The following is an 18,948-nucleotide window of genomic DNA, read 5'->3' as shown; positions in this document are numbered from 1 at the left end:
TGCGTCCAGGCTTTTGTGGGACGAACGCCGGGCCCGCGACCCGCCATCGGGTGAGCGTTCTGAAAGCGTTCTGAATTAGAAGCCTATCATCACTTCCGCAATCACGTCGCAGGCTTCGTGGAGCTGCTCGGCGGTGATGACCAGCGGCGGGGCGAAGCGAATGATGTCGCCGTGGGTGGGCTTGGCCAGCACGCCGCGCGCCAGCAGGCTCACGCACAGGTCCCAGGCGGTGCGGCCGTCGGCGGCGGGGCGGATGACGACGGCGTTGAGCAGGCCCTTGCCGCGCACCAGCTCAATCACGTCGGGGCGGCGGGCCTGCACCTGCCACATTCGCTCGCGGAACACCTGGCCGAGCCGGGCGGCATTAGCGGCCAACTCTTCGTCGAGCAGCACATCGAGAGCGGCTTGCAGCACGGCGCAGGCCAGCGGGTTGCCGCCAAACGTGGAGCCGTGCTGGCCGGGCTGGATGGTGAGCATAATCCGGTCGTCGGCCAGCACGGCCGACACGGGCAGCACGCCGCCGCTCAGGGCCTTGCCCAGAATCAGGATGTCGGCGTGCACGGCCTCGTGGTCGCAGGCCAGCAGCTTGCCGGTGCGGCCCAGCCCGGTTTGGATTTCATCGGCGATAAAGAGCACGTTGTGGGCTTGGCAGAGGGCCGCCGCCTGCGCCAGGTAGCCCACGGCCGGCACCATCACGCCGGCCTCGCCCTGGATGGGCTCGACCAGAAAAGCGCAAACCTGGTGGTCTTTGATAGCTTCTTCCAGCGTAGCCAAGTCATTATACGGTACCACCTGATAGCCAGGATTGTAGGGTCCGAAGCCGCCGGTGCTGTCGGGGTCGGTGCTGAAGGAGATGATGCCCGTGGTACGGCCGTGGAAGTTGTGCTCAGCCACCAGGATGCGGGCCTGATTCGGGGCGATGCCCTTCTCCTGGTAGCCCCACTTGCGGGCCAGCTTGAGGGCCGTCTCGACGGCCTCGGCGCCGGAGTTCATCAGCAGGGCCTTGTCGTAGCCGAACAGCTCGCAGAGCTGCTTCTCAGCCGGCCCCAGCCGGTCGTTGAAAAACGCCCGCGAGGTCAGCGTCAGCCGCTGGGCCTGCTCGGTGAGCGCACCGATGATGCGCGGGTGGCAATGCCCCTGATTTACTGCCGAATAGGCGGAGAGAAAGTCGTAGTAGCGCCGGCCATCCACGTCCCACAGGTGCACGCCCTCGCCCCGGCTCAGCACCACCGGCAGCGGGTGGTAGTTGTGGGCGCCGTACTGGTCTTCGAGCTGCATAAGCTGCTCGGCGCGGCTGGTGGCGGCGGGGGGGGTAGGGGCGGTGAGCTGCATAGGATACAAAGTTCAGGGCGATGGGAGCCCAAAAGTAAGCACGAACGACAAGGCTCTGGGGCGCCGGCCGGGGGTAGGGAAAGCTAGCGGAATGGCAGGCGTTCGAGCTGCCGGGTCAGGTCCAGGTACTTGCCTACGAAGTTACCCTCCTCGCGGCCGTTGGCCGCCACGAAGGTCCAGTCGAGCACGGCCGCTTCGGGAAAGCTGACGGGCTGCAAATCAGGGCTTTTGGCTGGCGCAGTGGGGGCAGGAGCCGGGCTGATAAGCGCCTGCACGGCCCCGTTGCGCCAGCCAATCACGCGGGCCTGCACCGGCCGGAAGCTCGTGTCGGAGGCCAGCACCCGCACCATCACCAGGCAGTGCGTGCCGCCGGGCAGGCCGGCGGCGTAGCGCTTGCGGGCCTGGGCCAGGGTGCGGCGGGCCTGCTGCAAGGGCTCGGCCAGGGCCGAGTCGGCGCGGGCCAGCTGGCGGCGCAGGCCGGCCGGCGCGGTGGGGGCGGCGCGCAGCACGTGTACCGGCGCGGTTTGGGCCGGGGCGGCGCGGCCCACGAGCAGGGCCGCGCCGACCAATAGGAGTTGAAGCAACTTCATCATAGAGAAACTAAACTGACGATTAAGAGAGAAAATTGCCTTAACCGGCCCGCAGGCCGCGCCGGTTAAGGGTGCTATCACGGCCCCCGGCGCTGGTCGGGGCCCGCTATCTTTGCCCGTATGCAAATTCTCCACCACCCCGACGCGCCGCAGGCCGTGGGGCCGTATGCGCAGGCTATTGCGGCGGGCGGCTTCGTGTTCTGTTCGGGCCAGACGCCGCTTGTGCCGGCCTCCATGCGCATCGAAGCCCTCACCATTGAGGACCAGACCCGGCAGGTGCTGGCCAACCTGGCCACGGTGCTCTCGGCTCAAAGCCTGGGCCTGGCGGACGTGGTGAAGACCACGGTTTTCCTGAAAAACTTCGCCGACTTTGCCCGCATGAACGCCGTGTACGCCGACGTATTCGGGGCGCACTGCCCGGCCCGCACCACTGTCGAGGTGTCGCGCCTGCCGCTGGAGGCGCTGGTCGAGATTGAGTGCATTGCCGCCCTACCCCCCCATGCCCGCTGAAACCCCGGAACAGCTACCGCCGCCGCGCCGCCCCACGCTGGCCGAGTTTGCTGCCCGCCCCTTGCAGGCCGGCGACGTGTACTACACGCCCGAAGGCTACGTGGTGTTCACGGCCCAGTATCACCTTCGCCGCGGCTACTGCTGCCAAAGCGGCTGCCGGCACTGCCCCTGGGGGTTTAAGGCAATGAATAATAAGCAATGAACAGTCAGCAATGAGCAGTGAATAGTTGAACGACAGCGCCAGCAGGGCGGCCCATCGGCAGATTCCCTACCCCCCTCACGTGACCAAAGCCCCCGCGGGGCGACCCGACCGACTGCGCAACGAGGTTGGGGCGCCCCACTGGGGCTGACCGGCAACTGCTCATCGCTCATTGCTCATTGTTAACTGCTTCAACTCGCTTTGCCGAATCAGCCCCGTACCGAGCACAATCAGCCCAAAAACGGCGGCCATGAGGCCAGTTTCGATATACCAGCTTAGGTAAACGCCCTGGCGCAGCACGTACCAGGCGCCGCAGAGCAGGCCGAAGGCCAGCAGCAGGCGCGCCAGCACCCGGCCCGGCACCGGGATGGCCGTGCGCCGGGCCAGCAGCCAGACGTAGCCGGCCGACACGAAGCCCACGCAAACCAAAGTGTTCCAGGCGGCTGCCAGGGCGCCGTAGCGCGGCATCAGCCACAGGTTCAGGCCGATATTCAGCAGTACGCTGCCGGCTACCACGGTGCTCACGGCACGCGCGTAGCCGGTGCTGGTAAGCAGGGTGCTGTAGATGGCGAAAAAGGCGTGGACCAGCACGTTCAGAAACAGGATTTTCAGGCAGCTGCTCATGCGCGCCACCTCGGCGCCGGAGCTGTGGCTGAACTGCCAGAACACCACCTCGCCCCGAAACAGGACGAAGGCCACCACGAACAAGAGCGGCACGGCCAGCACCCGCTGCCCCAGACCCAGCAGCTGGCGTAGCTCGGCCGGACGGGCGCCGGCGAAGCGGGCAAAAAATAGCGGCAGCACGGTCCAGGCGTACATCATGGCCGCATCCATCCAGCGGTAGGCGCCGGCGTAGTAGCCCGCTTCCCGCGGCGAGGCCAGGCGCTCCAGCATCACCATATCAATGCGCTCGTTGAGGCCGTAGAGCACCGTGATGAGGGCAAAGGGCAGGCTCTGGCGCAGCAGCGCGCGGCTGGCCGGCCGGCTCAGGCGGGCGCGCACCGGCCCGAAAAAGCGCCGCAGCAGCCCGTAGAGCAACACGATGGTGAAGGCCGCCGCCGCCACCCGCGCCCCCACGTAGCTTGGCAGTCTCAGGGCGCCGGGCACCGCCACCAGGGCCAGCACCGCGCCCAGCAGCACCAGCTTTTCCAGCACCGAAAGCACCGCATCGGTGCGAAAGTGTTGCCGCCCCTGAAAGACGCCCCGCAAAAACAAGCCGTACTGCGTGAGCAGCAACGCCCCGCCGATGCCGGCCAGCAGCCCCAGCTGCGCGCCCCGGTAGCCCAGCGCCCAGCCCAAAGCCAGCAGCGCCGCCAGGGCCACCACATTGAGAAGGCCGCGCAGCGCGTGCAGGGTAGGAAAGTGCTCGGTGAAGAAGTCGGGCTCGGCGGCCGTGCGCTGAATGCCGGACTGCGTCAGGCCCAGGTCGGCCAGTGCCAGCGCCACAACCGTGAGCGAGGAGAGCGCCGCGAGGAGCCCAAATGCAGCGTGGCCCAGGCGGTCCTGCACCAGGTTTTCGAGCACCACCCAGCCGGGCTTAACGAGCAGGTTGAGCAGCACGGCGAGGCTGATACTGCCAAAAAAGCGGGAAAGTCCGGGCGCCGGGCGCTGCATTAGAAGCGAGAAAGTGGGTCCCAAAGCTAGGCCCAAACCCCTTTGGCGGCCCTCAGCGCCACGGGTTGGCTGGGGCCGGGCAGGCTATTTCGACGGCTAATTTGGCCGTTGCCAGACTTTTGCCGATATTTGCGCCCCGTTTCCCCGCATCGTCTCCTCTTTTTTTTAAGCTGAATATCATGGCCCGAGTTTGTGATTTGACCGGCAAGCACACCCAGGTTGGCAACAACGTGTCGCACGCCAACAACAAGACCAAGCGCAAGTTCTACCCGAACCTGCAGAAGAAGCGTTTCTACATCCCCGAGCAGGACGCCTGGGTGACCTTGAAAGTAGCCGCCTCCACCATCCGCACCATCAACAAGAACGGCATCATGGCCGTGTTGAAAAAGGCCAAGCAGGAAGGCTTTATCACCTATTAGTTTCCGCGCTGGCCGCCTCCAGCTCTGATTGGAGAAAGCTCGCCGTCGAGAAGACCGAACTCCGCGCAAGGATTGCCTCCAGGGGCAATATCTTGCGCGGAGTTTGGTCTTCTCGCGTTCGGAGGGGGTAGGAAACTCCCGCCGCCAGTCTGCCCGGTCGTTCAGGCGGCGCTGGCTTAGATTAGTGTCAATCACTCAATTTCTTATGAAGGCCTTGTCCGCCGCTGCTTCCTGGCCTCTGAACGTGCGGCGGGTGCCGCTACTGGCCTTGCTCGGGCTTGTGCTGCTGGCTGGCCCGGCTTACGCCCAGCGCCCGGCCGCGGCCACGCCCGGCGCCGTGTCGGCGCGGCCGGCCGATTTCCTACCCCCCGCTTTTCACCGAAGCCGCCGCGAAGCCCTGCGCCAGCAGCTGCCGGCCGGCAGCGTGGCCGTGCTCTTCGCCGCGCCCGAGCGCAACCGCGCCAACGACGTAAGCTTCGTTTATCACCAGAATCCCGACCTCTACTACCTCAGCGGCTACGATGAGCCCGACGCGGTGCTGGTTTTATTTAAGGAGCCCCGCCCGGTGGGCGGGCAGGCGGGCATCACGGAGGCTTTGTTCACGCGGCCCCGCGACCCGCAGCGCGAGCAGTGGACCGGCCGCCGCCTGGGCCGCGACGGCGCCAAAAATCAGCTTCAATTCCAGTTTGCGGCCGACAACAAGGACTTTGCCGGCGCCGGCATCAAGTGGGCCGATTTCAGTCAGATTCTGTTTCTGGACCTGCCCACCGACACCCGCAACGACCCCAAAGACCCCGCCGACCTCTACGACCTCGTGGCCACGTTCCGGCAGCAGGCCGGCGTGCCCGCCGACTACAATGCCGAGCGGCAGGCCACGCTGCGCACCATGCAGAAACACGGCCTGAACAATGCCCCGCAGGTGGCCGCCTATCTGAGCAGCCTGAGCCAGGAAGTGCCCGCCGCGGCGGCTGACCCCATCATCCAAAACTACCTGGCCGCCAAAACCGACGCCGAGCGGCGGCAGGTGCTGGCCGCCATCGTGCCCGGCCGCCACGACGGCGCCACGCTGGGCGCGGCGCTCGACGGGCTGCGCGAAATCAAGCAGCCCCAGGAGCTGACCTTGCTGCGCCGGGCCATCCAAATCAGCACCGCCGGGCAGCGCGAGGTGTTCAAGCTGGTGCGGCCCGACATGGGCGAAATGGAGATACAGGGCTTGCACGAATACGTGTACCGCCGGTTTGGGGCCGAGGCACAGGGCTACCCCAGCATCGTGGGCGCGGGCGCCAACGGCTGCATCCTGCACTACGAAGCCAACGACCGCCAGCGCCTGGATAATGATTTGCTGCTCATGGACTGCGGCGCCGAATACCACGGCTACTCGGCCGACGTGACGCGCACGGTGCCGCCCGGCGGCACCTTCAGCCCGGCGCAGCGCCAGATTTACGAGCTGGTGCTGGCAGCGCAGGAAGCCGGCTTCCGGGAGTGCAAGGGGGGTAGGGAGTTCAATGCGCCCAACAAGGCCACCCAGGAAATCATCACCGCCGGCCTGCTCAGGCTCGGCATCATCAAGGACCCCAGGGAAACCCGCCGCTACTACCCCCACGGCGCCAGCCACTACCTCGGCCTCGACGTGCACGACCGCGGCACCTACGGCTCGCTGCGCCCCGGCACGGTCATCACCGTGGAGCCCGGCATCTACATTCCCGCCGGCTCGCCCTGCGACGCGAAGTGGTGGAACATCGGCGTGCGCATCGAGGATGACGTGTTGATTACGGAACAAGGCTACGAAAACCTCTCGGCCGGTGCCCCGCGCACCGTGGCCGAGATTGAACAGCTGATGGCCGAGCCGAGCGCGCTCGAAGCCTTCAAGCTGCCCGCGTTGCGGTAAAATTTTAAGGGAGAAACAGCGGTAAGCACGTCGTTCACGAAACTCATTGCTTCAGCACGTTTCGTAAACTATGATTCGTGAACGAGTTTCTTAAACTCGGTACACACCGCGAATGGCTGTTACACGCTCTCGCGGAACTTGCTGACCGGCTAGTTTAGTGGTTCAAGGAAAGGAGTGAATGATTGAGGCTGCCAAGAAGAAAGTAGTACGTTTGAGGCATTGCCTGCTTTTGGGCGATGCTTCTTTGGCGACTATGCCCCGCACCTTGTTGTTTTTCGGTTTGCTCACACTCAGCGGGTGCGCAAAAAAGGCAACCGAGCTTGACCGCCTGCCGGCGCCCACCCGCCAGGGCCTGGCCACCGCCGGCTGGCTGCTCAACGGGCAGGCCCATGTACCCCTCCGCAGCGACTTCAGCGCCGACGAACCGGTGGTGGGGTATTGGGAGAAAACCCCCGTCGGCCGCTCACTAAGCCTTGTCCTGCGCGAGCTCTCGCGGGATGGCCAGCAAGGCGTAGGCCTCTTTCTGCCCGACATTCAACGGGCGGGTACCTACGCACTCAACCGCACGCCGACCCGAGGCAGATACTCCGACGTCAGCATCGTCGCGTGCGGCCAACATTACAGCACCCGTCTGGACCACTACACCTGCAGCACTGGGCCCGACACCCCCGGCCAGCTCGTCATTACGTGCTTCGACACCGTGCAGAACGTTGTGGCAGGCACCTTCACCATGAACCTACGTCTAGCAGGCGCTGGCACTCCGCTCGTCCTTACCCACGGCCGCTTCGACGTGCACTTTACCCGCCGCTAGCGAGCACAAGGGGGCGAATGGAACCACTTGCCAGGGAGACGACAGTTCACGAAAAGGGTAGATAGAGTAAACTTAACTCAAGTAAACCCTGGAATCATATTCACTCTATCATGCAACTTTCCCAGTCACGAACGGCCTAGGTAAGCTGCATAATAATTAACAGTGCACGATAATCTCCACGACCTCTGATACTGCGAAGCCAAGCAATACCATTAATTGGTGAAAACAATGAAGCCAGCAGGGGGGTAGCATTTCAATACTGAGACTCACCAGCCATACCACCCGCCCCAACGCCAAGCCCAGCCCCTACGTTAGCCCTGGCATGACGAAAGCCGTTTTCATTGCCGCCGCTGAGCCCTACAGCGGCAAGTCGCTGGTCGCGCTGGGCCTGGTGAACCTGCTGCTGGGCCAGGCGCGCCGCGTGGGTTACTTCAAGCCCATCATCAACGACGAGCCGGCCGGGCAGCCCGACCCGCACATCAGCACCGTGAGCAGCTATTTCAAGCTCGCGCTGCCCTACGCCGACACCTTCGCCTATACCCGGCCGCAGGCGCTGCGCCTGCTCGAAACCGATGCCCAGGGTGAGCTGATTGACGTCGTAATCCGCAAGTTTAAGAGCCTGGAAGAGCAGCACGACTTTACCGTGGTCGAGGGCAGCGACTTCGTGGGGGCGGGCACGGCGTTCGAGCTGGATGCCAACGTCTCCATCGCCAAAAACCTGGGCGTGCCGGCTTTGCTCGTGGTAACGGGGGTAGGGAAAAGCACGGCCCAAATCGTCAACGCCGTGCTGACTTTGCTGCGCAGCTTCGAGGCCCGCGAGGTGCCGGTGCTGCTGGCCGTGGCCAACCGCGTGGCCCCGGCGCAGGTCGATGACGTGCGCGAGCTGTTGCGCACGCAGCTGCCCGCCGACGTGCTGCTGGCCGTCATCCCCGAAGACGCCAACCTGGGCCACCCCACCATGCGCGAGATTCAGGCCGGGCTCGGCGCCGAGCTGTTGTTTGGCGAAGCGGGCTTGGGTAACCAGGTGGATAACAATATCATCGGGGCCATGCAGGTGCCCAGCTTCCTGAATTATTTGAAGGAAAATGTGCTCATCGTGACACCCGCCGACCGCGGCGACATCATCGTGTGCGCGCTGCAAGCCAACCAGTCGGCCTCCTACCCCCGCGTGGCGGGCCTGGTGCTCACGGCCAGCGCCGCCGGACCCGACGAGCCCATCCGCCGCCTGCTCCAGGGCCTGCCCGACGCGGTGCCCATTCTGCGCGTGCCGGTGGGCACCTTTGAGGCGGCAACCAGGGTAGGAAATATCAAGTCGCGGCTGAGCGCCGACAATCCAAAGAAGATGCAGCTGGCCATCAGCACCTTCGAGCGCCACGTGGCCGGGCCGGAGCTGCTCGAAAAGCTGGTTAGCTTTCAGTCTGAGGGCATCACGCCCCACATGTTTCAGTACCGGCTGCTGCAAATGGCGCGGCGGCAGCGGCGCCACATCGTGCTCTGCGAAGGCAACGACGACCGCATCCTGCGGGCCGCCGCCCAGCTGCTGGCCCAGGACATCGTGGACCTGACCATCCTGGGCAACCCAGCCGAAGTCGCGGCCTCCGCCAAACGGCTGGGTATCAGCCTGCCCGCCGGCCACCTGCGCGTCATCGAGCCGGTGCAATCCGAGGGGTATGAGGATTACGTGGAAACGTTTTATGAGCTGCGCAAAGACAAGGGCGTCAACCAAGACATGGCCCGCGACCTGCTGCGCGACGTGTCCTATTTTGGCACCATGATGGTGCACAAGGGCCACGCTGATGGCATGGTGTCGGGGGCGGTGCACACCACGCAGCACACCATCCGGCCGGCCTTGCAGTTCATCAAAACCAGGCCCGGCGTGTCGGTGGTGTCGTCGGTGTTTTTCATGTGTCTGCCCGACCGCGTGGCCGTATTCGGCGACTGCGCCGTGAACCCCAACCCCACGGCCGCACAACTGGCTGAAATTGCCGTTTCCTCGGCCGAAAGCAGCCTGGCGTTTGGCATCGCGCCGCGCATTGCTATGCTTTCCTACTCCTCCGGCACGTCCGGCGCGGGCGCCGATGTGGAGAAAGTGCGCCAGGCCACCGAGCTGGTTCGCCAAAAGCGCCCCGACTTGAAAGTAGAAGGCCCCATCCAGTACGACGCCGCCGTCGACCCGCTCGTGGGGCGCCAGAAGCTGCCCGACTCGGAAGTTGCCGGCCAGGCCAGCGTGCTCATCTTCCCGGATTTGAACACCGGCAACAACACCTACAAAGCCGTGCAGCGCGAGACCGGCGCCCTGGCCATCGGCCCGGTTTTGCAGGGCCTGAACAAGCCGGTAAATGATTTGAGCCGCGGCTGCACCGTGGAGGACGTGTTTAATACGGTGATAATCACGGCCATTCAGAGCCAGCAACTGTAGCGTGGACTCTGCGAGTCCGCGCGTGGGTAGCCTAGATAAGTCGTTCGGGTTTCGTTCACGCGCGGACTCACAGAGTCCACGCTACTGCCCTACCCCCCTCTTCCCGCATGAACATCCTCGTCCTCAACTCCGGCAGCTCCTCCCTAAAATATCAGTTCTTCCGCTGGCCCAATCCGCAGCCCGTGGGCAGCGGCCTCGTCGAGCGCATTGGCGCGAACACCGACGCCAGCCTCACGCACAAGGTTTTTAATTCGGCCAACCCGGCCGCCCCGCCCGTTGAGCGGCGCGATTCCCTACCCCTGCCCGACCACGAAACCGCCCTGCACGAGGTCGTGCGCCTGCTGACCGAGCCGCCCGGCGGCATCATTCAAAACCCAGATGAAATAGCCGTAGTTGGGCACCGCGTGGTGCACGGCGGCGAGACATTTGCCGCGACGACCTTTATTAACGAGGAAGTGAAGGCCGCAATCAGGCGGCTGTTTGCCCTGGCGCCGCTGCACAACCCGGCCAACCTGCGCGGCATTGAAGTGGCCGAGCGGCTGTTTCCGCAGGCCCGGCAGGTGGCGGTGTTCGACACGGCGTTTCACCAAACCCTGCCCGAATACGCCTTTCGCTACGCCCTGCCCACGGCGCTTTACGCCGAGCAGCGCATTCGCAAGTATGGCTTTCACGGCACCAGCCATCAGTACGTCGCGGCGCAGGCGGCGGAGTATTTGCAAAATTCCGACGCCCGGCTCATCACCATTCACCTCGGCAACGGGTGCAGCATGGCAGCCGTGCGCGCCGGCCGCTCCCTGGATACGAGCATGGGCTTCGGCCCACTCAGCGGGCTGGTGATGGGCACCCGCTCCGGCGACGTGGACCCATCGGTGCTGCTGCACCTGCTCGGGCCGCTGGGCTATTCGGCCGGGCAGGTCAGCACCTTGCTCAACCAGGAAAGCGGAATGCTGGGCCTAAGCGGCGCCAACGATATGCGCGACATCAGCCGGGCGCTGGCCGCCGGCGATGCGCGCGCGCAGCTGGCGTATGAAATCTACGCCTACCGCATCCGGCAGTACATCGGCGCCTACGCGGCGGTGCTGGGCGGCCTGGATGCCATTGTGTTCACGGCCGGCGTGGGCGAGAATGATGCCCTGGTGCGCCGGTTGGTGTGCCGGGAGATGTCGTTTTTCGGGCTGGAGCTGGATGAAGAGCTGAACGAGCAGCGCGAGTCGGGTTTGCGCGATTTGAGCGGGGTAGGCGCGCGGGCGCGGGTGCTGGTGATTCCGACGAATGAGGAGCTGGCGATTGCGCGGCAGTGCGCCGAGCTGCTGGGCTAGTAGCGCGGACTTTGTAGTCCGCGAGTGAACGACACCCGAACGGCGGACTCGCGGGCTACAAAGTCCGCGCTACGGGGCTACTGGCGTTACGCCCGCCCTACCTTTGCCGCATGAACTCCGCCGCCCTCGCCCTACCCCCTGCCATGACCTTCAAGCGTCATCACTACTCCGATGACACGCTGCTGAACTTATATAAAGAGCTGCTCAAGCCGCGGCTGATTGAGGAGAAAATGCTGATTCTGCTGCGCCAGGGCAAGGTGAGCAAGTGGTTTTCGGGCATCGGGCAGGAGGCTATTTCGGTGGGCAGCACGCTGGCCCTGGAAAAGGACGAGTACATCCTGCCGCTGCACCGCAACCTGGGCGTGTTCACCGGGCGCGGGGTGCCGCTGGGGCGGCTCTTCGCGCAGTGGCAGGGCAAGCGCCTGGGCTACACCAAGGGCCGCGACCGCAGCTTCCACTTCGGCACCAGCGAGCACCACATCGTGGGCATGATTTCGCACCTGGGCCCCCAGCTGGCCATAGCCGACGGCATCGCGCTGGCCGATTTGCTGGCGAAGAATCCAAAAGTCACGCTCACCTATTCCGGCGACGGCGGCGCCTCCGAAGGCGACTTCCACGAGGCCCTGAACGTGGCGGCGGTGTGGCAGCTGCCGGTCATTTTCATGATTGAAAACAACGGCTACGGCCTGAGCACGCCCAGCAACGAGCAGTTCCGCTTCAAGTCCTTTCTCGACAAAGGCCCCGCCTACGGCCTGGAGGCCGTGCAGGTGGACGGCAACAACGTGCTGGAAGTCTTCCATACGGTAAAGGAGCTGGCCGACGACCTGCGCCAGAACCCGCGCCCGGTGCTTATCGAGGCCCTCACGTTTCGGATGCGCGGCCACGAAGAGGCGTCCGGCACCAAGTACGTGCCGCAGGAGCTGATGCAGGAATGGGCCCAGCGCGACCCGGTGGATAATTACGAAAAGTGGCTCTTGAGCGAGAATATCCTCAGCGAAACCGCCCGCCACACCTTCCGCGAGCAAATTAAGCAGGAAATCGAAGCCGGCCTGAAGGAAGCCGACGCCGAACCCCTGCCCACGGCCGATGAGAGGGAAGAAGTAGCCGATATGTACCGGCCTTTCGCGGCCATCCCAACCCCCCCTTCCGCCAGCGAGCCCGCCCCGGAAAAGCGCTTCATCGATGCCATCTCGGAGGGTTTAAAACAGAGCATGGCGCGCTTCCCGGAACTGGTGCTCATGGGCCAGGACATTGCCGACTACGGCGGCGTATTTAAGATTACCGACGGCTTCGTGGCCGAGTTTGGCAAAGAGCGGGTGCGCAACACACCGCTTTGCGAGTCGGCCATCGTGGGCGTGGGGCTGGGGCTGAGCATCAAGCGGCACAAGGCGATGGTCGAGATGCAATTTGCTGATTTCGTGACCTGCGGCTTCAACCAGATTGTGAATAACCTGGCCAAAAGCCACTACCGCTGGGGCCAGAACGCCGACGTCGTAATCCGGATGCCCACCGGCGCCGGCACCGCCGCCGGCCCCTTCCACAGCCAGAGTAACGAGGCCTGGTTCACGCACGTGCCGGGCCTGAAAGTGGTGTACCCCAGCAACCCGCACGACGCCAAAGGCCTGCTCTGCGCCGCCTTCGAGGATCCTAATCCGGTCATGTATTTCGAGCACAAGCTGCTCTATCGCAGCCTGAGCGGCCCGGTGCCGGAAGCGTATTACACGACGCCCATCGGCCAGGCGGCCCTGGCGCAGGAAGGCGATGAGCTGAGCGTGATTACCTACGGCATGGGCGTGCACTGGGCCCTGGCCGCCTGCCGGGAGCTGGGCATCGCGGCCGACATTCTGGACTTGCGCACGCTGCTGCCCTGGGACCAGGCAGCGGTGCGAAAAACGGTCGAAAAAAACGGCCGCGTCCTCATCCTGCACGAAGACACCCTGACCGGCGGGCTGGGCGGCGAAATCGCGGCCTGGGTGGCCGAAAACTGCTTTCAGCACCTCGACGCGCCCGTGCAGCGGGTGGCCTCGCTCGATACGGCCATCCCGTTCAGCCCACCGCTCGAAGCTAATTTCCTGCCCCAGCAGCGGCTGAAGGAGCGCCTGCAAATGCTGCGCAACTACTAGGCAAAAAGCAGGGGGTAGGGAAGCGCCGCACCCTGCCAATAAGCTGGTGATAAGCTCAAAGCTGGTGGCGTATCTTTCGCTTGAATTTAGCTAGCTTCTGGTGATGGGTCCCGGCTCTCGTTTGCTTTTCTTTCTGCTGCTGAGCATTTTCGGGCTTGGCGGCTGCACCCTACTGCACCCGCACCGCATCACCAACCCCAACCTGCCGCCCGGCTTCAAGGAGCAGCAGCGCGCCGCCCGCAAGAGCCGGAAAAACAGCCTGCGCGCCGCCGACAACGAAGCCAAGGCCCGCCGCAAGAAAGCCCAGGACCCCGACGCCGCCGATGACCCTGGTACCGCCAGCGGCGCGGCCCCCACTGCCACCGCAGCAACCGACGATGGGCAGACCAGGCGCGCCGGGGCCGATAAGTCAACAGTAAAATATGACAAAAACGGGCTGATGAAGAAGCCCAAGCTCAGGCACCGCCGCTACTACAAGCCCGCGCCGCCGCCGTTTGGTCCCTGGCAACGCCTCCGCAACCTGTTCAAGAAAAAACCCTCGCGTCATCATGGCACACCTAAGTCCGGCAAATCTGCGCCCAAGGCGCCCGCAAGCCCCACCCCGGCTCCGGCCGATACCGGCCTTGCTCCTTAGTCTTAGCCTGAGCTTGCTGCTGGGCCTATGGGCCGGGCCAGCCGCCGCCCAAACCACCCACCGCTCGGCGGGCCGGCAGGATGCCGACCAGCGCCGCGCCCAGCGCGAAGCCCGCCGCCTGCCCAGCCCGTATGCGGACTCGCACCTGCAGCCCGGCCGGCGCCTGCGACGCGGCGAAGGCAACCAGCCCCGCCCCGAAGGCAGCGACTTGGTCCGGTTTGAGAACGGGAACCGCCCCCGCGCTGTTAAACGCTCACCCTTGGCCGGCCGCCGCAAGCACTAGCCCGCGCACTAGCTCCGGCTCCGGCATCCCTACCCCCCTCCATTTTGCCAAGGCCAGCAACTCGCAACCTATACTTCAAAAATCATAACTCAATTAATGACTACCCCCTGGCTACCCCTCACCGACGCTACGCAGCTCACGGCCATCGCCGAAGAGTCGCGGCAGCGGCCAGTGCTCATTTTTAAACACAGCACCACCTGCTCTATCAGCGCGGCGGCCAAAAGCAAGCTCGAACGCCAGTGGGACGCCGCCGGCCTGCCCGCCGACACTCCGCTCTACTACCTCGACCTGCTGCGTTACCGGCCTCTGTCGGCGGCCGTGGCCCAGCAGTTTGGCGTGCCGCACGAGTCGCCCCAGCTCCTGCTTATTCAGGATGGCGCCTGCCGCTACGACGCCTCCCACATGGGCATCCGCCTGGCCGAAGTAGCCTCAGCTATTAGTGCTTAGTGCCTGGTGCCTGGTTTTAGCAGCTTTATCTACAACTAGGCACCAGACACTAAGCACTAACATACTCAAACTGAACCTGCTGCCGGATTTCCGGGTTCAGGCTCAGCGCCACAGGGCAGGTGCGGGCGGTGCGTTCCAGCAGCGCGCGGTCGGCCGGGGCCAGGGCGGCGGGCAGCTGAAACTGAACGTCGAGCTGGGCGATGCGGCGGGGTGACTCGGCGGTCATGTGCTTGGTCAGGGCAAAGGTGCTGCCCGTCAGGTCCAGGCGGTGGCGCTCGGCTACGATGCCCATCACGGTCATCATGCAGGCGCCCAACGCGGTGGCGACCAAGTCCGTAGGCGAAAAGGCTTCGCCCCGGCCGTGGTTGTCGAGCGGGGCGTCGGTTTGAATCAGGTTGCCCGAGGCCACGTGCGTAGCTTCGGTGCGCAGCTGGCCGGCGTAGCGGGCGGTGGCGGTACTCATATTTTTAACGGTTTGACTTGCTGATGACGATGAGAAGCAACTGGAGCGCTAATCTACAAACCGCCGCCCCGACCGGTGCCGGACACCCGTCCGCCTTCGGCGGGCGAGGCCGCCGCCTGCTGGCCGGCGCGGGCCTGCTGGCCGGACTGGGTTTGAGCCTGCCGGCCGCCGCGCAGGACCAGGCGCGCCCGCTGGGCCTGAACACGCCGTCCGATGAGCAGTCGTACCAAAAGGAGGTGGTGTTCGGCATCAACTTCAATACCCAGGGGGCGCTTATCGGGGGCGCTTCGGTTCGCTCGGCCAGGGTGCTGGATGAGCGCTGGCTGCGCTTCTGGAGCCTGGAGGGCGTGATGCTCAAGAACAGCAAGGAGCAGCGCGAGGTAACCCCCAACTACGGCGGCACCGTTGTTCGGGGCAAGGTCAACTATGCGTTCGCCTTGCGCCCTTCCTTCGGGATGCAGCGCATCCTGTTCCGCAAGGCAGCCGATTCGGGCGTGCAGGTCAACGGTCTGCTTAGTGCGGGACCCACGCTCGGATTGCTATTGCCCTATTATATTAGCTATGACCGCACGCCGGGCGGACAGCGCCCCGACCCGCAATACTTTCAAGAGGAGGCTTTTGATCCGGAAATTCATTCTTTTGAAAGCATTGTGGACCGTGGCTCGCTGTTCGGGGGGGTAGGGAAAACCAGTATTGTGCCGGGCGCCCACTTGCGCGGCGCCCTCAGCTTTGAGTATGGCCGCTACCGCGATGCCGTGGCGGGCCTCGAAACCGGCTTTTTGCTGGAAGCCTACACCAAGCACCTGACCATCCTCAAGCCCGAGGCCACATCGGCCAACGTGCAGCTTAACAAGCAGTTTTTCCCCTCCGTGTACCTGACCCTATACTTCGGCCACCGCTCTTAGGGCAGTTGGCAATTAGCAGTTAATAGTGAGCAGTCAGCCAAACGACCAAGCGCTGGTTGAGTGTAAATTTGATTTGCTATGGAATTAAGCTTTGAATTTGTAAGCTGGAATAGAGCCTCAAACCACCGCTTCCGCTTACTGTTCATTGCTCACTGATAACTGTTAACTGATAAAATGATAGAGCTGCCCGTTATTCAGCCGCTGGCCGAATCCCTACCCCCCCCCGCGCTGGCCAAGCCGCGCAAGCCCGACTGGCTGCGCGTGAAGCTGCCCGTCGGCCCGGAGTACGCCGCCGTGCGCCGCCTCGTCGATGAGCACAAGCTGCACACGATTTGCGAGAGCGGCAACTGCCCCAACATGGGCGAGTGCTGGGGCGCCGGCACGGCCACGTTCATGATTCTGGGCAATGTCTGCACCCGCTCGTGCTCGTTCTGCGCCGTCGCTACGGGCCGCCCCACCGAGTACGACACCGACGAGCCGCGCCGCGTGGCCGAGGCCATCAGCCTGATGCAAGTGAAGCACGCCGTCATCACTTCAGTCAACCGCGACGAGCTGAAAGACCGCGGCGCCGCCATCTGGCTCGAAACGGTGGTGCGCATCAAGCAGCTCAGCCCCGCCACGACCATTGAAACGCTGATTCCGGACGTGAAAGCCAATTGGGATGCCCTCGACACGATGATTGCCGGCGGCCAGGAAGTGGTGTCGCACAACGTCGAAACCGTAGGCAGCCTCTACCGCCTCGTGCGCCCGCAGGCCAAATATGAGCGCAGCCTCGAGCAAATCCGCCGCACCAAGCTGGCCGGCAAGCGCACCAAATCCGGCATCATGCTGGGCCTGGGCGAAACGCGCGACGCGATGTATCAGGCGATGGACGACCTCGTGGCCAATGGGCTAGACATCCTCACCCTGGGCCAGTACCTGCAACCCACCAAGCGCCACCTCGAAGTTGCCGAGTTTATCCACCCCGACCTCTTCGCCCATTACAAGGAAGAAGGCCTCGCCCGCGGCCTCAAGTACGTGGAAAGCGGCCCGCTCGTGCGCAGCTCCTACCATGCCGAGCGCCACGTGAACGTGCCGGTGTAATTATTTTCTATCCCTCAAACTGTCTTCGCTATGATGCCTACTCTGCCAGCCGTAAAAGACCAGTTGCTTACCCTGGCGCAGCACCTGTCTGCCCAGGCCACGTGGGATGATGTGCTCTATGAAATTTATGTTCTTCATTCCATTGAGCGAGGACTGGCAGATGTAGCGGCCGGCCGAACAATACCGGCTGAGGAAGTAAAGGAGTATATGAAGCAGCGAATGGAGATGCAGCGTGCGCGTTCATTGGAGCAATAAAGCTCTCACGCAACTGGCCGATATTGCTGACTATCTGCGTCAGTATTCGGCTAGTGCTGCTGATAAGCTGGAAGATGACTTGATTGTGGCTTCCCAACGCCTGGCAGACTACCCTAAGTTGGGCCGTATAGTGCCGGAAGGTAGCTTTGAACAGGTTCGTGAGCTATTAGTCGGCAGCCACCGGCTCGTTTACGTGGCCGCAGATTTCGGTGTTGAGATTATAGCTGTGCTTCACCAAGCGCAACGGCGCTAAGCAATTCATAAATAGAAAAGGCCCCACTCATTACTGAGCGAGGCCTTTTGCTTTCAGCAGACCAGCTGACGCTTAGCGGCGGGCCTGGTTGCTGGGATTACCTTCCTGGGGCGGGTAAGTACCCAGGATGCTGTTGACGATGCGGTAGGTTTCGGCCTCGTTGATAGAGTTCTGGTCGAGCTGCGCGATGCCCGTGCCGCGCCAGGCTAGCTCCTTGCGCTTGGCGTCCACGATATCAATGATGACCGTACCGGCCTTGTACTCGGTGACGGGCGCCATGCCGCGGCCATAGTAGCCGTAGCCATACCCGTAAGGGTAGCCGTAGCCACCGGGGTAAGAGTTGACGCGCTGCTTGTTTTCCACCTTGGCGGTGTAAGCCACGAACACGTCGGGGTTGCTGGTTACTTTGGTCAGGCCTTTGGTGGTCATTTCCCGCTCCACGGCCGCGCGGATGCGCTGGTCCAGAAACGATTCGTAGCCGCGGGCCGGGCCGCCTTCGGTATCCTGGCCCTGCTGGGGGTAGTAGCTCCAGGTTTTGTAGGCGCGGAAATTAATGGAGTGGTCAAAGTCGTTCGACACGCCTACGCGGGCCGAAGAAGCGCAGCCGCTGGTGCCCAGCAGCAAGCTCAAACCAACGGCGGCGAATGCCACCGGACGGGTCAGAAAACGGGTGATGGAGGTCATATAAGAGAAGTTAAAAAAGCAACTGTGGCAGGCGTCTGAAAAGCAGCTCAGCGGTGGCAAAGCTCAGATTCTCAGCCTTGCATCCCTAACGCAGGCACCCCGGCCGATGTTCCGCCGCCGCCGCGTAATGACAGAAATTTTAAGCGGCCTGAGTTGAATTTAATGGCGGAATTATGCTGATTACCCTTACCTTACCCGCCGAATAAGCTCCTCCCTAACGTACGTATATGCAAAAGTTTACTTTGCTGCTGGCACTGGCCACCTTGGCGGCCTGCTCTGCCGCCCGCGACGAGCGAATGAGCACCACGGCAAACAACCGCACGCCCGTGGCGCACACCACCATCGTCGATTGCCCGGTGTATGATGGCATGACCAAAACCTCCGCCGTGCTGGCCACCACCAGCACCGGCAGCGAGGTCCAGGTCACCGACACCATCAACGCCTACTTCGTGCGCGTGCGCCTGGACAAGAACGGCCAAACCGTGAGCGGCTACATGGACCGCCGCTGCTTCGGGGAGCAAGGGATGAAATGAGTTAAAAGTTAAGAGTTAAAAATCCCTACCCCCTCATCCAGTTTCAAGGCTGATGAGGGGGTAGGGATTTTTAACTTTTCGCTCTCAACTTTTAAATCCTAATAAGAAGGCCCTTTATCAGTGTCCACAAGCTGCTCCGGCTGGTCGGCGTACTGCTCAATCGGGGTGCAGCTGCAAATCAGGT

Annotated in this window: 21 protein-coding genes; 16 read left to right on the top strand and 5 right to left on the bottom strand. The window is 63.5% G+C overall.

Annotation, left to right across the window (positions count from 1 at the left end; genetic code table 11):
• Nucleotides 1-75: 75 nt before the first annotated feature.
• Together rocD and ACFE70_RS16460 are read right to left on the bottom strand one after the other, a co-directional pair.
• Nucleotides 76-1,332: an ornithine--oxo-acid transaminase gene (gene rocD / locus ACFE70_RS16465; RefSeq protein ID WP_375418869.1), complete on the bottom strand. Its 1,257-nt coding sequence runs from the start codon at nt 1,330-1,332 to the stop codon at nt 76-78.
• An 83-nt stretch (nt 1,333-1,415) separates the two neighbouring features.
• Nucleotides 1,416-1,925 (bottom strand): hypothetical protein, encoded by a 510-nt coding sequence (locus tag ACFE70_RS16460; protein ID WP_375418868.1) that lies wholly within the window; start codon nt 1,923-1,925, stop codon nt 1,416-1,418.
• Between the two features lie 117 nt (nt 1,926-2,042).
• Here ACFE70_RS16460 and ACFE70_RS16455 point away from each other — a divergent pair, with 117 nt between their 5' ends.
• On the top strand, nt 2,043-2,432 hold the full coding sequence (locus ACFE70_RS16455) for a RidA family protein (protein WP_375418867.1): 390 nt from the start codon (nt 2,043-2,045) through the stop codon (nt 2,430-2,432).
• Nucleotides 2,433-2,493: 61 nt separating this feature from the next.
• Complete coding sequence (locus ACFE70_RS16450) at nt 2,494-2,634, top strand: DUF5522 domain-containing protein (protein WP_375418902.1); 141 nt, start codon at nt 2,494-2,496, stop codon at nt 2,632-2,634.
• A 159-nt stretch (nt 2,635-2,793) separates the two neighbouring features.
• Here the strand turns inward: ACFE70_RS16450 and ACFE70_RS16445 are convergent, their stop codons facing one another.
• The gene (locus ACFE70_RS16445) at nt 2,794-4,245 is read right to left on the bottom strand and encodes an oligosaccharide flippase family protein (RefSeq protein WP_375418866.1); all 1,452 of its coding nucleotides are present in this window, start codon (nt 4,243-4,245) and stop codon (nt 2,794-2,796) included.
• A 179-nt stretch (nt 4,246-4,424) separates the two neighbouring features.
• Between ACFE70_RS16445 and rpmB the strand changes: the two genes are divergently transcribed.
• The 9 genes from rpmB to ytxJ all read left to right on the top strand — a co-directional run bounded on the left by rpmB (nt 4,425) and on the right by ytxJ (nt 14,588).
• Nucleotides 4,425-4,664, top strand: coding sequence for a 50S ribosomal protein L28 (rpmB, locus tag ACFE70_RS16440; RefSeq protein WP_375418865.1), 240 nt, complete (start codon nt 4,425-4,427; stop codon nt 4,662-4,664).
• Nucleotides 4,665-4,869: 205 nt separating this feature from the next.
• A complete protein-coding gene (locus tag ACFE70_RS16435) occupies nt 4,870-6,552 on the top strand; it encodes an aminopeptidase P N-terminal domain-containing protein (protein ID WP_375418864.1) in 1,683 nt (560 codons plus the stop codon).
• A 253-nt stretch (nt 6,553-6,805) separates the two neighbouring features.
• Entirely contained in the window at nt 6,806-7,363 is a 558-nt protein-coding gene (locus ACFE70_RS16430) for a hypothetical protein (RefSeq protein ID WP_375418863.1), read from the top strand.
• A gap of 322 nt (nt 7,364-7,685) precedes the next feature.
• Entirely contained in the window at nt 7,686-9,782 is a 2,097-nt protein-coding gene (gene pta, locus ACFE70_RS16425) for a phosphate acetyltransferase (protein WP_375418862.1), read from the top strand.
• A 107-nt stretch (nt 9,783-9,889) separates the two neighbouring features.
• Nucleotides 9,890-11,101, top strand: coding sequence for an acetate/propionate family kinase (locus tag ACFE70_RS16420; protein WP_375418861.1), 1,212 nt, complete (start codon nt 9,890-9,892; stop codon nt 11,099-11,101).
• A 143-nt stretch (nt 11,102-11,244) separates the two neighbouring features.
• Nucleotides 11,245-13,224, top strand: a complete 1,980-nt coding sequence (locus ACFE70_RS16415; RefSeq protein ID WP_375418901.1) for a thiamine pyrophosphate-dependent enzyme — start codon at nt 11,245-11,247, stop codon at nt 13,222-13,224.
• Nucleotides 13,225-13,327: 103 nt separating this feature from the next.
• Entirely contained in the window at nt 13,328-13,858 is a 531-nt protein-coding gene (locus ACFE70_RS16410) for a hypothetical protein (RefSeq protein ID WP_375418860.1), read from the top strand.
• Nucleotides 13,848-14,141 (top strand): hypothetical protein, encoded by a 294-nt coding sequence (locus tag ACFE70_RS16405; RefSeq protein WP_375418859.1) that lies wholly within the window; start codon nt 13,848-13,850, stop codon nt 14,139-14,141. The genes ACFE70_RS16410 and ACFE70_RS16405 overlap by 11 nt, the downstream gene beginning before the upstream one ends.
• Nucleotides 14,142-14,237: 96 nt before the next feature.
• Nucleotides 14,238-14,588: a bacillithiol system redox-active protein YtxJ gene (ytxJ, locus tag ACFE70_RS16400; protein WP_375418858.1), complete on the top strand. Its 351-nt coding sequence runs from the start codon at nt 14,238-14,240 to the stop codon at nt 14,586-14,588.
• A gap of 49 nt (nt 14,589-14,637) precedes the next feature.
• Here the strand turns inward: ytxJ and ACFE70_RS16395 are convergent, their stop codons facing one another.
• A complete protein-coding gene (locus tag ACFE70_RS16395) occupies nt 14,638-15,051 on the bottom strand; it encodes an OsmC family protein (protein WP_375418857.1) in 414 nt (137 codons plus the stop codon).
• Between the two features lie 29 nt (nt 15,052-15,080).
• On the opposite strand from ACFE70_RS16395, the gene ACFE70_RS16390 reads away from it, so the two are divergent.
• From ACFE70_RS16390 to ACFE70_RS16375, 4 genes are all read left to right on the top strand, one after another.
• On the top strand, nt 15,081-15,956 hold the full coding sequence (locus ACFE70_RS16390) for a hypothetical protein (protein WP_375418856.1): 876 nt from the start codon (nt 15,081-15,083) through the stop codon (nt 15,954-15,956).
• A 174-nt stretch (nt 15,957-16,130) separates the two neighbouring features.
• Nucleotides 16,131-17,039, top strand: a complete 909-nt coding sequence (lipA, locus tag ACFE70_RS16385) for a lipoyl synthase (protein WP_375418855.1) — start codon at nt 16,131-16,133, stop codon at nt 17,037-17,039.
• Nucleotides 17,040-17,069: 30 nt separating this feature from the next.
• Entirely contained in the window at nt 17,070-17,294 is a 225-nt protein-coding gene (locus ACFE70_RS16380; RefSeq protein ID WP_375418854.1) for a hypothetical protein, read from the top strand.
• Entirely contained in the window at nt 17,272-17,547 is a 276-nt protein-coding gene (locus ACFE70_RS16375) for a type II toxin-antitoxin system RelE/ParE family toxin (protein ID WP_375418853.1), read from the top strand. The genes ACFE70_RS16380 and ACFE70_RS16375 overlap by 23 nt, the downstream gene beginning before the upstream one ends.
• 72 nt (nt 17,548-17,619) lie before the next feature.
• Here the strand turns inward: ACFE70_RS16375 and ACFE70_RS16370 are convergent, their stop codons facing one another.
• On the bottom strand, nt 17,620-18,231 hold the full coding sequence (locus ACFE70_RS16370; protein WP_375418852.1) for a DUF4136 domain-containing protein: 612 nt from the start codon (nt 18,229-18,231) through the stop codon (nt 17,620-17,622).
• 227 nt (nt 18,232-18,458) lie between these two features.
• On the opposite strand from ACFE70_RS16370, the gene ACFE70_RS16365 reads away from it, so the two are divergent.
• Nucleotides 18,459-18,764, top strand: a complete 306-nt coding sequence (locus ACFE70_RS16365) for a hypothetical protein (protein ID WP_375418851.1) — start codon at nt 18,459-18,461, stop codon at nt 18,762-18,764.
• Nucleotides 18,765-18,948 lie beyond the last annotated feature (184 nt).

Source organism: uncultured Hymenobacter sp., assembly GCF_964243305.1.
Taxonomy (GTDB): Bacteria; Bacteroidota; Bacteroidia; order Cytophagales; family Hymenobacteraceae; genus Hymenobacter.
The sequence above is the reverse complement of the archived record's forward strand: the minus strand, read 5'-3'. Positions and strand labels throughout refer to the sequence as shown.